At 72.8% G+C, this 15161-nt stretch carries 11 protein-coding genes; 4 read left to right on the forward strand and 7 right to left on the reverse strand.

The window, feature by feature from the left end:
- Positions 1–76 precede the first annotated feature (76 nt).
- Genes GVV04_RS20260 through GVV04_RS20270 form a run of 3 tightly spaced genes read right to left on the reverse strand, consistent with a single transcriptional unit; the run spans position 77 to position 4988 of the window.
- Positions 77–1933 carry an ABC transporter ATP-binding protein gene (locus GVV04_RS20260; protein ID WP_161689651.1) on the reverse strand — a complete coding sequence of 619 codons (1857 nt, stop codon included), beginning with the start codon at positions 1931–1933 and terminating at the stop codon, positions 77–79.
- A complete protein-coding gene (locus tag GVV04_RS20265; RefSeq protein ID WP_201753837.1) occupies positions 1930–3798 on the reverse strand; it encodes an ABC transporter ATP-binding protein in 1869 nt (622 codons plus the stop codon). The genes GVV04_RS20260 and GVV04_RS20265 overlap by 4 nt, the downstream gene beginning before the upstream one ends.
- A gap of 8 nt (positions 3799–3806) precedes the next feature.
- Positions 3807–4988, reverse strand: a complete 1182-nt coding sequence (locus tag GVV04_RS20270) for a hypothetical protein (RefSeq protein WP_161689652.1) — start codon at positions 4986–4988, stop codon at positions 3807–3809.
- Positions 4989–5080: 92 nt separating this feature from the next.
- Between GVV04_RS20270 and GVV04_RS20275 the strand changes: the two genes are divergently transcribed.
- The 4 genes from GVV04_RS20275 to ileS all read left to right on the forward strand — a co-directional run bounded on the left by GVV04_RS20275 (position 5081) and on the right by ileS (position 11157).
- On the forward strand, positions 5081–5605 hold the full coding sequence (locus GVV04_RS20275; RefSeq protein ID WP_201753838.1) for a GNAT family N-acetyltransferase: 525 nt from the start codon (positions 5081–5083) through the stop codon (positions 5603–5605).
- A 107-nt stretch (positions 5606–5712) separates the two neighbouring features.
- Positions 5713–6024 (forward strand): phosphopantetheine-binding protein, encoded by a 312-nt coding sequence (locus GVV04_RS33250; RefSeq protein WP_161689653.1) that lies wholly within the window; start codon positions 5713–5715, stop codon positions 6022–6024.
- 2 nt (positions 6025–6026) lie between these two features.
- A complete protein-coding gene (locus tag GVV04_RS20285) occupies positions 6027–7640 on the forward strand; it encodes a class I adenylate-forming enzyme family protein (RefSeq protein WP_161689654.1) in 1614 nt (537 codons plus the stop codon).
- Between the two features lie 394 nt (positions 7641–8034).
- Entirely contained in the window at positions 8035–11157 is a 3123-nt protein-coding gene (gene ileS / locus GVV04_RS20290; protein WP_161689655.1) for an isoleucine--tRNA ligase, read from the forward strand.
- Between the two features lie 54 nt (positions 11158–11211).
- Here the strand turns inward: ileS and GVV04_RS20295 are convergent, their stop codons facing one another.
- Genes GVV04_RS20295 through GVV04_RS20310 form a run of 4 tightly spaced genes read right to left on the reverse strand, consistent with a single transcriptional unit; the run spans position 11212 to position 15154 of the window.
- Positions 11212–12222 carry an aldose epimerase family protein gene (locus GVV04_RS20295; protein WP_161689656.1) on the reverse strand — a complete coding sequence of 337 codons (1011 nt, stop codon included), beginning with the start codon at positions 12220–12222 and terminating at the stop codon, positions 11212–11214.
- The gene (locus GVV04_RS20300; protein WP_161689657.1) at positions 12219–13241 is read right to left on the reverse strand and encodes an LLM class flavin-dependent oxidoreductase; all 1023 of its coding nucleotides are present in this window, start codon (positions 13239–13241) and stop codon (positions 12219–12221) included. The genes GVV04_RS20295 and GVV04_RS20300 overlap by 4 nt, the downstream gene beginning before the upstream one ends.
- A gap of 51 nt (positions 13242–13292) precedes the next feature.
- On the reverse strand, positions 13293–14348 hold the full coding sequence (locus GVV04_RS20305) for an SIS domain-containing protein (RefSeq protein ID WP_161689658.1): 1056 nt from the start codon (positions 14346–14348) through the stop codon (positions 13293–13295).
- Positions 14345–15154, reverse strand: a complete 810-nt coding sequence (locus tag GVV04_RS20310; RefSeq protein ID WP_161689659.1) for a BtpA/SgcQ family protein — start codon at positions 15152–15154, stop codon at positions 14345–14347. Before GVV04_RS20310 ends, GVV04_RS20305 begins: the two co-directional genes overlap by 4 nt.
- Between the last annotated feature and the right edge of the window lie 7 nt (positions 15155–15161).

Consider the following 15161-nt stretch of genomic DNA (forward strand, 5'->3'; position numbering starts at 1 on the left):
CGGCCGGGTGGCCGTCTGTTCGACGCCGCTCACCGTCGGCGGCCGGGGCGACCCGGCCGCCGACGCGCGGCCACCGTCACCGGTAGGCGTTCGCCTGGACGGTGAACAGGTCGGCGTAGAGGCCGTTCGCGCTCATCAGCGCGTCGTGGCTGCCCAGCTCCCAGAGCCGTCCGCCGCGGAGGACGGCGATCTGGTCCGCCGCCCGGACGGTGGAGAAGCGGTGTGACACGAAGACAGTGATCACTCCGCGCTCTCCGCGCACGCCCGCTGCGGTGTTCACGAGTCGCTCGAACAGCGCGTGTTCCGCCAGGGCGTCCAGGGCCGCCGCCGGCTCGTCGAGGGCCACGAGCAGCGGGTCGCGTCGCATCAGGGTGCGGGCGAGCCCCAACGTCTGCCACTGCCCGCCGGACAACTCCATGCCGTCCCCGTAGCTGTGCCCGAGCAGACCGTCCAGGCCGCCGGGAACCCTCCGTACGATGCCCCGCGCACCGGCCCGGTCGAGCGCCGCCATGATCTCCTGGTCGGCGTCGACAGCCGCCGGCCGGCCCAGCCCGACGTTCTCCCGAAGCAGCAGTTCGAAGCGCGCGAAGTCCTGGAACAGCGTGGCTACCCGGGACCGCCACTGGTCGGGGGTCAACTCGCGCAGGTCGATCCCGTCGACGGTGATGCGGCCCGAGGTCGGCTGGCAGAGGCCACAGATCATCCTGACCAGGGTGCTCTTGCCCGCACCATTCTCGCCCACCAGCGCCAGCGTGCTGCCGGCCGGGATCTCCATCGAGACGTCCCGGACCACCGGCTCGTCGGCGCCCGGATAGGCGAAGGAGACCTGTTCCAGCCGGATCCCCCGACGCAGCCGGGCGGGCGTCCGCGACACCGCCTTCCCGCCGGCCGGCCCCCACGCCTGGGCCGACGTCGGCGGCGACGCGGCAGCGGGACGCACCGGGCCGATCGCGGGGGCACCCGGACCGGCCGTCAACTGCCGCAACAGGTCGATGCGTGCGACGGTACGACCCATCTGCTGCAACGTCCCGAGCATTCCCAGCAGACCGGCCACCTGCACGCTGACCTGGACCGCGAGGGTGAGCACCAGGACGACCTGCCCGATGTTCGCCTCGCCGCGCACCGCGCCGCGGACGACGAGGAAGATCGCCGTCCCGTACGCCGCCGCGAACAGCACCTGCCCGCCGGCGCGCAGCAGGGCGCTGTGCAAGTGCGCCCTGCGCAGCCGGCCGGTCGTCGCCGCCCAGGCCGCTCGCTGCCGCGAGATCACCGCCTCCCGGGCGCCGGCGAGCCGGATCTCCTTCGCGGAGCTTCCGGTCGTGGCCACCTTCACCAGGTGCCGGGACACCTGGATGTCGACGGCGGCGGCCTCCTGGGCGTCGTCGACCACCCGCTGCGCGCGGTTGCTGAGCAGCACCGGCGGCAGGGCGGCGAGCGGCAGCATGACGAGCCACGGGTCGACGCTGACCAGCAGTACGGCGGTGAGGCCGATCTGCAACACGACCCCGCCCAGTTGCAGCGTCGACTCGAGGGCGTTCCGCACCCGGATCAGGTTCTCGTTGACCAGGGTCAGGGCCTCGACGAACCTCGGATCGTCGAAGTGGTCGATGCCGGCGCTGCCGTTGACGATCGCGGCGACCTCGTCGGTGAGGGCGAGTTGCTCCAGGTCGCCCAGTTCGAAGTAGGACAGGTGCGCGAAGTGCATCATGGTCAGCTCGAAGACCAGCAACAGGGCCGCGGCCAGGGCCAGCAGCACGACCACCGTGCCGTCCCGGCCGATCGCGGCGTTGGTGAAGGCGGCGAGGACGACACCGATCAACGGCGTCGCGAGGTATCCCACGGTCATCAGGGCGATCGCGGTGAACAGCCTGCGGCGGTCGGTTCGGTAGCCGAGGCGCAGGAGGAAGCCGGCCGCGAGGGCGATCTTTCTCATCCCACCGCCGTCGGTTCGACCGCGTCCATCCGGAATCTCCTCGCCTGCAACTCGAACAGCTCGGCGTACCGGCCGTCGTGCCGAATCAGCTCGTCGTGGCTGCCGCGTTCGACGACCCGGCCGTGCTCGATCACCACGATCTGGTCCGCGTGGCGGACCGTGGAGAAGCGGTGGGAGATCAGTACGCTCGTGATCCCCTTCGCCGTGGCCAGGAACCGGTCGTGGAACTCCACCTCCGCCCGGACGTCGAGCTGCGCGGTCGGCTCGTCGAGCACCAGCACCGAGGCGCCGCCGTGGACGGCGAGCAGCGCCCGGGCGAGGGCGATCCGCTGCCACTGGCCGCCCGACAGGTCCGTGCCGCCGGGACAGCGCGAGGACAGCGGCGTCCGGAGCGGGTCCGGCGCTCCCCGCAGCGCGTCCAGGGCACCGGCCCGTTCGGCCGCGGCCGTGATCGCGTCGTCGTCGTCGAGCAGCCGTGGCGCACCGAGACCGATGTTCTCCGCCACCGTCAGCTCGTAGCGGACGTAGTCCTGGAAGATCATCGCCAGCTGTCGGCGCCATTCGTCCGGGTCGAAGCGGGCCAGCTCGGCCCCGTCCACGGTGATCCGTCCGCCCGTCGGCTCGTAGAGGCGAGCGAGCAGCTTCACCAGTGTGGTCTTGCCGGCGCCGTTCAGCCCGACGATGGCGGTGCAACGGCCGACCGGGAGCGTGAGGTCCAGTCCGTCGAGAACGTCGGGACCGTCCGGGGCGTACCGGAAGCTCACGTTGTCGAAGCGGATCTCCCGGCTGGGCCGCACCGGCGTCGTCGTCGCCCGGGCGCCGGCCGGCCGGCCGGCGCCCGCCCGTTGTTCGAAACGCTCCAGGGCGTGGAACGAGTGCAGCCCGAACTGCGTCTGCACGTCGCACTCCGGGAAGTAGACGCCGAAGCGCATGGGGATCAGGATCCCCTGTAGGGCGACGGCGAGCTCGAAGAGGTCGACCTGCCCCCGGCCGGCGGCCACGGCCAGCATCGTGATGGCGACCGCCCCTCCGACGAACCCGACCGCGGAGAACCCGACGAACGGCCAGAACTGTAGGCGTCGGCTACCGGCCCACATCGGTCGGAGGTTGGCCATGGTGTCGGAGCGCAGCCGCTCGCGCAGCCAGCTCAGCAGCCCGAACACGCGGATCTCCTTGGCGGCGGTCGCGCCGGTCGCCAGGGCACCGATGTACCCGGCCCTGCGCCGGTGCCCGGCCAGGGACTCCGACACCGCCGCGAACCGCCCGAGCGTGCCGCGAACTCCCACCCGGATGACCAGTGCGGTGATCATCATGATCGACCCCGCGAGCGGACTCAGCACCACCCCGACGAGGACCACGGCAGCCGTCAGCTGGCAGTAGCGGGACACCAGCGAGGGGATCGCGCCGACGGCGTCGCCGGGGGTGTACGCCTGCCGCTCGAAGGCCGCCCGCGCGTCGGCGAGCAGGTCCAGCGCCTCGGGATTCTCCAGCAGGGCGATCGGCGCGTCGTCCAGCGCAGCGTCGAGCAGCCGCCCGATACACACCTCGTCGACCCGACGCGCGATGACCTCGGTGACCGCGGACTGGAACGGCGTCAGCAGCTGTTGCAGGGTGAACGCGCCCAGTGCCACCGCGAGGACGACCACGATGCCGTCCCACGAGAGCCCCGCGGGCTGCGCGGCGAGGGCCGGCACGCGAGAGAGCAGCATGCTGGTGGCGACGATGAACACCGACGGCAGCAGGCCGAGCGTCACGTTCAGCGCGAGGGCGCCGAGGGCCAGGCCGCGCCCCGCGTGTGGCAACAGGAGGAGCATCTGGAGCCAGCGGGTGGACCGATTCCTGATGGCGAGCACCAGCGGTGCCACCGAACCTCCTACTGGGAGAAGTGACGGGCCGCCGGGAGACCACGGCCGGAGCGGGACGTCCGCTCCGCCGTCTCCAGGCCCAACTGCGCCGCCGTGTCCACGACGGACGCGAGTTGTTCGCTCACCGCGGGAAGGGCGTGGCCGTCCACGAAGTTGCGCAGGCCACCCGGCGCGAGCGTGGCCAGCGCGGCGGCCGCGACCGGTTCCTTGGTCCGCGCGCCGTCGGCGGGGGCACCGCACTCACCCGCCAGCAGCCCCACGGCGACCGCCGCCGTGACGAGGGACTGCGTCAGGTGGGCCGGCACCGCGGCGTCGCCCGGGCGTCGCGGGCATCCGTTGGCGATCAGCCGCCGTACGTCGTCGTCGCCGAGGCCGTGGGCCCGCAACAGCTCGATGGCCGGCACCTGCTGCCAGTCATCGCTGGCCGGCTGGTCACGGAACCGGCAGATGGCATCCCCGGTGAACCAGGAGAAGAACGGCACGAGAGCGATCCGGTCGAGGACGGTCCCGCCGGGCGCCACGGGGTCGGCCGGCCAGCACGCGGCCTTGCGCAGGCCGTGCCAGCCGTTGCCGGCGATGCTCACCTCGTCGCCGTGCTGGACGGGATTCGACACCGACACGACCATGGGCACGCCCGTCGACCGCAGGAAGCCCAGGAGCGCCTCGTCGTCCGGTTCGTCGCCGGCGGTGGCCCGTGCGGCGTACCGGTCGAACTCGCGGGCGACGTCGGCCGGCAGGATGAGCGCCTGGGCCGGCATGTATCCGTCGACGACCTCGACCCAGTCGACGCCGACGAGCGCGGCGACCCGCAGGGCGTACGAGGTGAACGACCCCCACTCGGTGAACAGACCGAGGGCATGCCCCGGCAGCGCGCGCGTCCCGGCGAGCGCGTGCCGCACGAAGTCCGGCGTCAGGACGGAGTCGTCCTGGACCACGAGGTGGTGCGTCGCGCCCGGCGCGACCCGCGACCACGCCATGCGCGAGGTGCGCAGCGGGCCGCCGGGGCGACCCGGATCCGGGTCGGTGACCATGCCCGCGTCGAGGTCCGAGAGCGCCATGGCGAGGCGCTGCGCGGCCGCCTGCCGGGCGGGATGTGCCATGACGCAGGCCGAGAGCCGGGCCGGGGGGTCGAACGGATGCTCGGCGGCCGGCGTGGGCCGGGCGTGCGTCGGCACGTCGGGGGCAGCCATGGAGATCACTATATCCACAGTTGATCACATCGACGCCCGGCCACCGGGCAATGCTTGACGACGGGAGAACCGGCCGGGCAGGATTCACCGCTGTGTCCAGTGAGAGCGCAGACTCCGGGCTGACGGAGTGGACGTGGGTGGTCGCCACGGATCCGTCGGAGGCGCACGCCCTGCTGTGTGCCAGTGACGGACAACAGGCCGCCCGGTACGGGATGGTCGCTCCCGTCCGCAACCTCGACACCACCGAACGCCGGGTCCGGGCGGGCTCGGTGCACCTGCTGCGGCACGGCACCGAGTCGGCTGCCTCGTTCACGCTGTCCCCGGAGCCCCCGCACGGCCTGGACCTCTCCGTCTACCCGCCCGCCACCAGCCCGTTCTACCTGCAACGACTGGCCGTCGCGCCGGCGTACGAGGGATCGATCGTCGGCGTCCGGTGCCTGCGCCGGGCCGTCGAGCTCGCTCACGAGCGGGGTGCGGACGTGCTGCGCTGCGAGGCCAACCCCGACCTGCTGGCGACGCGGCGGATGCTCGACACGCTCGGGTTCACCCAGCATGGGCCGACCCTGGCCGAGGGCGGCGTGCGCCGGGTCCACCTGCAGAAACTCGTCACCGGCTAGCCAGCGGCGACGAGCGACGGGATTCGACGAATCAGCGACGTGACCCGAGGGGGTCCGCCGGGTACGGACAGCCCACGGCTGTCGTCCGAAGGAGACGGGAGTCTGTAGTGGATGAGTGGAGAGAGGCCATCACCGAGCTGGTGCGGCCCTACGTCCGAGCTGCCGACGCGCGTGCCCTGGACGATCCCGACGCGGAGCTGGCCGCGCTCGGCGTCGACTCCCTCGCCGTCGTCGAGCTGATCGTCCTGATCGAGAGGAGGTTCTCGGTCACGTTCTCGTCGGACCTGCTCGACTGGTCCACCTTCCGTACGGTCACGTCCATCGCGGACACGGTCGCGGCCCTGCGCGGACCCGCCGGCACCGACGGGCCCGATCCGGGCGACCTCGGTCGTCCCCACTCCCCGAATCGGTTCGCCTAGCCATGCACACAGCTCGGGCCACGGATCACGATCTCGCCCACAGCTACCTCGGCCACCCGTTCGGGCCGCCCTGGGAGTACGGCGGCACCATCGTGGCGACCCTCCTGCGCCAGGTCGCCACGCTGGGCGACGCCGCCTTCCTGACGACCGCCACGGCGGACGGCGAGACGACGACCCTCTCCTACCGGGACGTGGATCGCCTGAGCCGGCGGGTCGGCGGCTGGCTGCGCCGGGAGCTGGGGGTGGGATCGGGCGACGTCGTGGCGCTCGCACCGGTCAACGACGCGCGGTCGGTCATCGGCATCCTCGGGTCCCTCCGCGCGGGCTGCGCGGTGCTGCTGCTCAGCCCCGCCGATCCGGTCGCCCGGCTGCGCCCGCAGGTCGAGTCGGCCGGGGCGAAGGTGGTCCTGCACCCCCCGACGGTCTCCCTCGACGCGTCGCTGTCGCCGGTGGTCATTCCGGACCCCGACACCCTGGCCGACCCGGCGGGGGGTGAGTCGGACGCGCCGGTGGGACCGGGCGCCGACGCGTTCCTCATCGGCACCTCCGGGTCGACAGCCGCCTCCAAGCTGGTGGTGCAGTCGCACTACAACGTCGTGGCGAACGCCGCCGCGCTGCGCGCCCATCACCGGATCGGGCCGGGCGAGCGGATCCTGGGGTGCCTTCCGATCCACCACGTGAACGGGCTCCACTTCACCGTGCTGGGCCCGCTCGCGGCGGGTGCCCACGTGCTGCTCGCGCACGCGTTCGACCCGTTCGGCTATCCCCGGCTGCTCGAACGGTTCCGGCCACGGATCGCGAGCGTGGTGCCGAGCCTTCTCGAAGCCCTCACCCACACGTGGCGGTCGCCGCGGTTGCCGGGAGACTTCGGGTACTTCGTCTCGGCCGCCGCGCCGTTGACCGCCCAGACCGCGCAGGAGGTGTCGCGGCGTCTCGGAACGCGGGTCCTGCAGGGCTACGGGCTGACGGAGACCACCAACTTCTCCACCACGGTGCCCACGGACGTCTCGGCGGACACCTACCGCCGGCTGGTCCTGGAGGCGGACATCCCGTCCATCGGGGCGGCGATGCCCGGCAACGAGGTCGCCGTGCTGCTGGAGGACGGCAGGGTGGCCGAGCCGGGCCAGCTCGGTGAGCTCTGCATGCGTGGCCACAACGTGATGAGCCGGTACGCGGGTAACGCCGCCGCCACCGCCGAGGCCTTCCGGCACGGCTGGTTCCATTCGCAGGACATGGGCTTCGCGGTACGCGACCCGGACGACGACCGGCCCTACTTCGTCATCACGGGACGCAGCAAGAACATCGCCAAGGTGCGTGGCGAGACGGTCTCCCTCGAGGAGATGGAGCGGGCGCTCCGGGCGCTGCCGGGCGTCCGCGACGCGGCGTGCGTCTGCCTGCCGCACCGGTTCCTGGGTGACGAGATCGTGGCAGCGGTGGTGTTCGCCCCCGGCGAGCGGCCGGATGTCGGCACCGCGCTGTGCGCCTCGTTCGCCGCCACCGTGGTGCCGCGACGGGTCCTGTCGCTCGATGCCATTCCCCGGACCGCCACGGGGAAGATCCTCCGGCCGAGGCTGGCCGAACAGGTCGCGGCACACCTCGACGCACCGCTGCCGTAACGGTGTCGGGCAGGATCCCCGCCACGGTGGCACCGCAGACGACGGGCCGGCGTGACGGCGGGCCGCCGGGCCGACGCCACCGGCCACCCCCGTGCCACCGGCCTCGGGGCCGCTCCGGCGGCGAGGCGCGTGGGTTACGATGTTGCCGCAAGGCGCAGATGGGGACGAGTACCGCCGTACGCAGCCAGGAGCGACTCGGGGATGGTGGAAGCCCGGGGGTGTTGCACGGCGGGAAGATCACCCCGGAGCCGTCGGAGGAAAGGCCGCGAGGCCGAGTAGAACCGACCGCACCCGAAGAGAGAGGGCCGTTACGCGGCCAAGGAGGGTGGTACCGCGGGGCCGCAGGCCTCGTCCCTCCGCCGGAGCTTCACCCCATGCATCCGTCGGAGGAACCATGTACCGCAGCGTACCGACTCAGGTCGATCTGCCCGATCTCGAACACGAGGTCCTGCACTTCTGGCACGCCAACAGCGTCTTCGCGCGCAGCCTCGAACAGTCCGGCGACCGCCCGGAGTGGGTGTTCTACGAGGGGCCGCCCACCGCCAACGGCATGCCGGGCGCCCACCACATCGAGGCACGGGTCTTCAAGGACGTCTTCCCGCGCTACAAGACCATGAAGGGCTTCCACGTCGCCCGCAAGGCGGGCTGGGACTGCCACGGCCTGCCCGTCGAGCTCGCCGTCGAGAAGGAACTGGGCTTCTCCGGCAAGCAGGACATCGAGAAGTTCGGCGTCGCGGAGTTCAACGCCCGCTGCCGCGAGTCGGTGACCCGGCACACCGACGCGTTCGCCCGCCTCACCGAGCGCATGGGCTACTGGGTGGACATGGACGACGCCTACCGGACGATGGACCCGGAGTACATCGAGTCCGTCTGGTGGTCGCTGAAGCAGATCTTCGACAAGGGCCTGCTGGTCGAGGACTTCCGGGTCGCGCCGTGGTGCCCCCGGGACGAGACCGGCCTCTCCGACCACGAGGTGAGCCAGGGGTACGAGACGGTTGTCGACCCGTCGGTGTACGTCCGCTTCCCGCTCACCTCGGGGCCGCTGGCCGGGCGGGCGTCGCTGCTGGTCTGGACCACCACGCCATGGACCCTGGTGTCGAACGTCGCGGTGGCCGTGCACCCCGACGTGACGTACGTGGTGGCGACCGACGGCAACGAGCAGCTGGTGGTCGCCGAGCCCCTGATGGCCCAGGCGCTCGGCGACGGCTGGGACCTCACCGGGGAGTCGTTCAAGGGCCAGGAGCTCGAACGGTGGGGCTACCGCGCGCCGTTCGACCTGGTCGAGATCCCCGACGCGCACATCGTGATCCTCGCGTCGTACGTGACGACGGACAGCGGCTCGGGCCTGGTCCACCAGGCACCGGCCTTCGGCGCGGACGACCTGGTGAACTGCCGGTCGTACGGCCTGCCGATGGTGAACCCGGTGCAGCCCAACGGCCGGTTCGAGCCGCAGCTCCCCCTCGTCGGCGGCCTCTTCTTCAAGGATGCGGACCGCCCGCTCATCGACGACCTGACCGCCCGGGGGCTGCTCTTCCGCCACGTCCCGTACGAGCACAGCTACCCGCACTGCTGGCGCTGCCACACCGCGCTGATCTACTACGCCCAGCCCTCCTGGTACGTCCGGACGACCGCGGTGCGCGATGCCCTGCTGCGCGAGAACGAGCGCACCACCTGGCACCCCGCCACCGTGAAGTACGGCCGGTACGGCGACTGGCTCAACAACAACGTCGACTGGGCGCTGTCGCGGCGGCGCTACTGGGGCACCCCGCTGCCGATCTGGCGTTGCGAGAACGAGCACCTGACCTGCGTCGGGTCGCTGGCCGAGCTCAGTGAGCTGACCGGGTCCGACGTGACCGGGCTCGACCCGCACCGGCCGTTCATCGACGACGTCACGTTCACCTGCCACTGCGGGGCGACCGCCCGGCGGGTCCCCGAGGTGATCGACGCCTGGTACGACTCGGGTTCCATGCCGTTCGCGCAGTTCGGCTATCCGTACCAGAACGTCGAGCTGTTCGAGAAGAGTTACCCGGCGCAGTTCATCTCCGAGGCCATCGACCAGACCCGTGGGTGGTTCTACACCCTGATGGCGATCGGCACGCTGGTGTTCGACCGGTCGCCGTACGAGAACGTGGTCTGCCTCGGCCACATCCTGGCCGAGGACGGCCGGAAGATGTCCAAGCACCTGGGCAACATCCTCGAACCGATCCCCCTGATGGACCAGCACGGCGCGGACGCGGTGCGCTGGTTCATGGCCGCCGTCGGCTCGCCCTGGTCGGCTCGACGCGTCGGGCACACCGCCCTCCAGGAGGTGGTCCGCAAGATCCTGCTGACCTACTGGAACACGGTGGCCTTCCAGGCGCTGTACGGGCGGACCGCCGGCTGGTCCCCGTCCGACGCCGACCCGGCCCCCGCGGACCGGCCGGTCCTGGACCGGTGGCTGCTCTCCGAGCTGAACACGCTGGTCCAGCAGGTGGACGCCGCGATGTCCACGTTCGACACCCATCAGGCGGGCCGGCTGCTGGCCGCGTTCATCGACGACCTCTCCAACTGGTACGTCCGGCGCAGCCGGCGGCGGTTCTGGCGGGGCGACCCGGCGGCGCTCGCCACCCTGCACGAGGTGCTCTCCACCGTCACGCTGCTCATGGCGCCGATCACGCCGTTCATCACCGAGCGGGTGTGGCAGGACATGGTCGTGCCGGTCGCCCCGGACGCGCCGCCGTCGGTGCACCTGGCCCCGTACCCGGTCGCGGACGAGTCCCTGATCGACCCGGCCCTGTCGCGGCAGACGGCGATCGCGCGGCGGCTGGTCGAGCTGGGCCGCGCTGCCCGCGCCGACTCCGGAATGAAGGTCCGGCAGCCGCTGTCCCGGGCGCTGGCCTCGGCACAGGGCTTCGAGGAGCTGTCCGCGGAGCTGCTGGCGGAGATCACCGCCGAGCTGAACGTCGGGTCGGTCGCCGCCGTGGGCGGGGCCGGCGGGTCGCTGGTGGACACCACCGCGAAGGCCAACTTCCGCACCCTCGGCAGGCGGTTCGGGAAGACCGTGCAGCAGGTGGCTGCGGCGATCGCGGCGGCCGACGCCGCCGCCCTCAAGGACTCCCTGCGGGAGTCCGGATCCGCGACGGTCGTGGTGGGCGACGAGCCCGTCACCCTCGGCCCCGACGAGGTGATCATCGTCGAGACGCCGCGCGAGGGCTGGGCGGTCGCCAGCGATGCCGGCGCCACCCTGGCGCTGGACCTGCACCTGACGCCCGAGCTGCGGCGGGCCGGGGTGGCCCGCGACGCGATCCGGCAGATCCAGGAGGCCCGCAAGGCCAGCGGCCTCGACGTGACCGACCGGATCGCGCTGCGGTACCGGGCGACCCGGGAGGAGACGGCCCTGGCCCTCGCCGAGCACCGCGACCTGGTCGCGGAGGAGGTGCTGGCCACCGACTGCGCCGACGGGGAACCGTCGTGGGCCGACCCCGAGCCGTTCACCGACGAGTCGCTCGGCCTGACGTTCTGGCTCCGCAAGGCCTGACGTTCCGGCGTCCCGGCCCACCCACGCGGGTGGGCCGGGGCGCGACGGGCCGGGTCAACCGACGAGGAACTCGTGCACCGTACGGTGCCGGTAGGTCTGCCCGGGGTCGAGCCGGACCGACGGCACGTCCGGAAGGTTCGGCGCGTCCGGCCACGCGCCGGCCTCCAGGGCCAGCCCCGCGCGGGGCGCGAACAGCCCGTCGCCGCTGTACACGCCGAGCCCCGGCTGGTCGGTGACCACCCGCATCCGGCGACCGCTGCGCTCGTCGTGCAGCTCGGCGGCCCACCGTGGCTCGTCGAGGACGAAGAAGTTGTCCAACCGGGCGGCCCCGATGCGGCGCGGGGCGCGGAAGTCCAGACGGGTCCCGGCCAGCGGCAACAGCGGGCCGGCCAGCGGGAACAGTTCCTCGTCGAACGGGACGACCCGCTCGGCGTTGAGCGCGAGCAGGTGGGTGTCCACCGTCCCCGCACCGGCCAGGTTCCAGAACGCGTGGTTGGTCAGACCGACGAGCGTCGGGGCGGTGGTCGACGCCCGGTACTCGAAGGTGAGCCGGCCCTCGGCGTGCAGGCGGTACGCCACCTCGGCGGTCAACTCCCCCGGATATCCCTGGTCCCCGTCCGGGCTGATCAGCGTCAGGACCGCCGCCACCCGGTCCGGGCCCTCCTCGACGCGGGCCTGCCACACGCGGCGGTCGAAACCGTTCGTACCGCCGTGCAGGTGGTGGCCGCCGGCGTTGCGGTCCAGCGAGTACCGGGTGCCGTCGAGGATGAAGGTCCCGTCCCGGACGCCACGGCAGTACCGCCCGACGGTGGACCCGACATAGGCGTTGAGCGTGCGGTCCTCGTACGCGGCCAGGCCCGGCAGCCGGCACACGACGTTGCTCCGGTCGCCGGCCCGGTCGGGCACCACCACCTCGACGAGGGTCGCGCCGTACGTCCAGACCGTCACGTCGAGGTCGCCCGCCGAGAGCGTGATCTCGTCGACGGCGCGTCCGGCGTCGGGGCCGCCGGGGCCGGTCACGCCGACCTGCCGCCGTCGCACGCGCGTCGCGTCGGGCCGCGTCATCCTCGGACCTCCCGCGACGACGCGTACTCACGCAGCGCCGGGGCCACCCGCGTGATCATCAGTTCCACGGTCTGCCAGTCGATCGGCGGCTTGACCGCCAGCAGGAAGTCCCGGACGCCGAGGTCGACGTACGGCCTGAGGTCCGCCACGCACTGCTCGGGCGTACCGAGGCTCAGGTACTCGGCGCGCACCTCGTCCGGCGCTCCGCGCAGCAGCTCCGCCGATCGCGCGTCGACGCCGGACGCCCGCTCGACCAGCACCGCCCGGAACGTGACCGACCGACGGATGCCGGCCTCGTCGCGCCCCACGTCCACGCAGTGCCCCCGCAGGGCGGCGAGCTGACGACCGTAGTCCTCGGTGGTGGTCGCGAGGGTGTTCCAGATGTCGGCATGCCGGGCCGCTGTCCGCAGCGTCCGCCGCACCCCGCTCCCGCCCACCACGAGGGGCACGTGGGCCTGCCGGGGCTTGGGCGCGAGCCGGGCCCGGTCCAGCCGGAAGTGCCGCCCCTCGAACGTCGTCTCGGGCTCCGTCCAGAGCCGCCGGAGGATCTCGCAGGTCTCGTCGAGCCGGTCCAACCGCTCCCCGGCGGCGGGGAACGGGATGCCGTACTGCTCGTAGGCCAGATCCGGGCCGCCCGCACCGAGGCCCACCTCGAGCCGCCCGTCGCAGACGTGGTCGATGGTGGCCATGGCGGCGGCGGTGACGGCGGGATGACGCCACATCGCGCCGGTGACCAGCATGGCGCAGCGGATCCGCTCGGTCTGCGCGGCGAGGGCGGCCAGCAGCGTCATGCCCTCGAAGCAGGGCTGGTCGGGGCCGTACAGGTGTGGCCGCAGATGGTCGATCAGCGAGATCCAGTCGTAGCCCAGTTGCTCCGCCCGCCGCCAGAGATCACGGCAGATCTCGTAGCTGCCGTGCAGCTGTCCGGAGTGGATTCCGAACCGGAGGGCGTCGCCGTACAGCCTCGTCGGGGGTGGGGGGTGCGCGTGGCCGTCGCGGGCCGGGCTGGCAGCGTCCATGGCGACGACCCTAGGGTCTGCGCCGGCCCGACGCGCGCCCGCGAGCCCGCGTCAACGACGGTGGAACGGGGGCCGGCCCAGCAGTTCGGCCAGGTCGGCGGCCAGCGGCGCGGCGAAGACGTGCTCGATCAGGGGGGACCAGGCCGGGGAACCTCCCTCGGGCAGCGGCAGCACCAGGTGCGCCTGTTCCCAGATCTCCTCGTCGCCGGGCTCGGCCACCGCGGCCACCACGTGACCACGGTCGCGGGCCTGCGCGCACAGGCGTACGGCGCGCTCGTGGCTGGGCCCCGGCGGCGCCAGCACGATCAGGGGGGCGTCGGCCTCGGTGGCGAACCGCTCGACGTGCCACCACTCCTCGAGATCCCGGCCCAGCGCCGGCACGCCGGCACCCTCGACGACCTTGGCCGCCGCGTACCGCGCCGTCCCCAGGGCGGGCCCCCCGCCCAGCACCTGCACCGGGGCCGTCCGCAGGATCAGCTCCGCCAGCCGTCGGCACGGCTCCACCTGCTGCCGCACCGCCCGCTCCACGAGGTCCGGCAGGGCGGCGAGCACGCCGGACCCGGGCGCGGCGGGGTGCGACGAGGCGTCCGCCCACCCCTCGGCCAGGAGCAGGAGGGTGAGGAGACTGGCCTGGTAGCTCCGGATCCCCGGGGACGGCGGGCGCTTCGGCAGCCCCGTGGTGACGCTGTGGTGTGCGCTGCGGCCCACGGGAGTGTCGGCGGATCCGACGATCGCGACGGTGCGGAACCCCTCCGCCCGGGCCCGTTGCAGCCCGGCCGCCAGCGTGGCGCTGGTGCCCGAGGCCGAGACGCCCACCACCAGGGTCGCCGCGGCGGGCTCCGAGAGCGAGCGGCCGACGCCGTAGTCGAGCAGCCGCTGCGTGCTGCGGAGCACGCACGTGGTGCGCGGCAGCCGGTCGAAGGCGTACTCGGCCGCCTGGGCGGCGTACAGGGAGTCCCCGCTGCCCGACAGGACGATCCGGCTGGGGATCGGCTCGACGGAGCGCAGTTCGTCCAGCCGCGTGCCGAGCACGCCGGTCAGCACGGCCAGGTCGGCGGCGAGGCCGTCGACCTCCGCGCGCATCGCGGCCACCGTGTAGGAGGTCATGCGGTCTCCCGGGGCGGCAGCGAGTTCAGGATCTCCATGTACGACCGGACCTTCTGCTCGGACACATCCCCGGCCCAGCCGCCGACGGTGACGCAGCTACCGACGAAGACGCCGTCGGCGGCGCCGACCAGCCGGGCGGCGTTGTCGTGGTCCGTATAGCCGGCCAGGTAGATCGGAGCCGCCGGGGCCGCGCGCCGCACCTGCGAGATCAGCTCCAGGGTGCGGGATTCGTCCGGGTCGCCCAGGCAGACGGCGTCGGCGCCCGCGTTCATCGCCGAACGGGCCACCTCGCCGGGCTGCCTGTCGCCGTTCGGCCAGCTGAAGTGCATGCTGGCGACATCGGCGATCACCTTGACGTCCCACGCGTCGATGGCCCGGCGGTACGCCATCACCGTGGCGGGATCGGGTCGCACCGTGCCCTGCCAGCTCAGCGTCTCACCGACGATGGCGCCCACCCGGACGAAACTCCCGCCGCAGACCTTCGCGGTGGCCAGCGACGCCCTGGTCGCGTTCCGCATGATCTGGACGCCGACCTGGAAGGCCGGGTCCGTCGCCGCCCGGACGGCCTCGGTGATCACCGTGACGGCCGCGAGCCGCGCGGGGTCGCAGTCGTCCTCGACCCCGTAGACCCGGTCCGCGGTCTGCACCAGGCAGCCGTGGGCGCCGCCCCGGTCGAGGGCCCGCGCCGACTCGACCGCGCGGGCCAGCGTGTGGCGCAACGAGTCGGGCTCGTAGAACGGGGTGCCCGGCAGCGGGGCCAGGTGCACGACCCCGTAACAGGTTCTGGTCGGCCCCGGCAGTCCCATGGCATCT

Origin of the sequence: Micromonospora rubida (assembly GCF_009908295.1) — a bacterium.
GTDB classification, from domain to species: Bacteria; Actinomycetota; Actinomycetes; order Mycobacteriales; family Micromonosporaceae; genus Micromonospora; species Micromonospora rubida.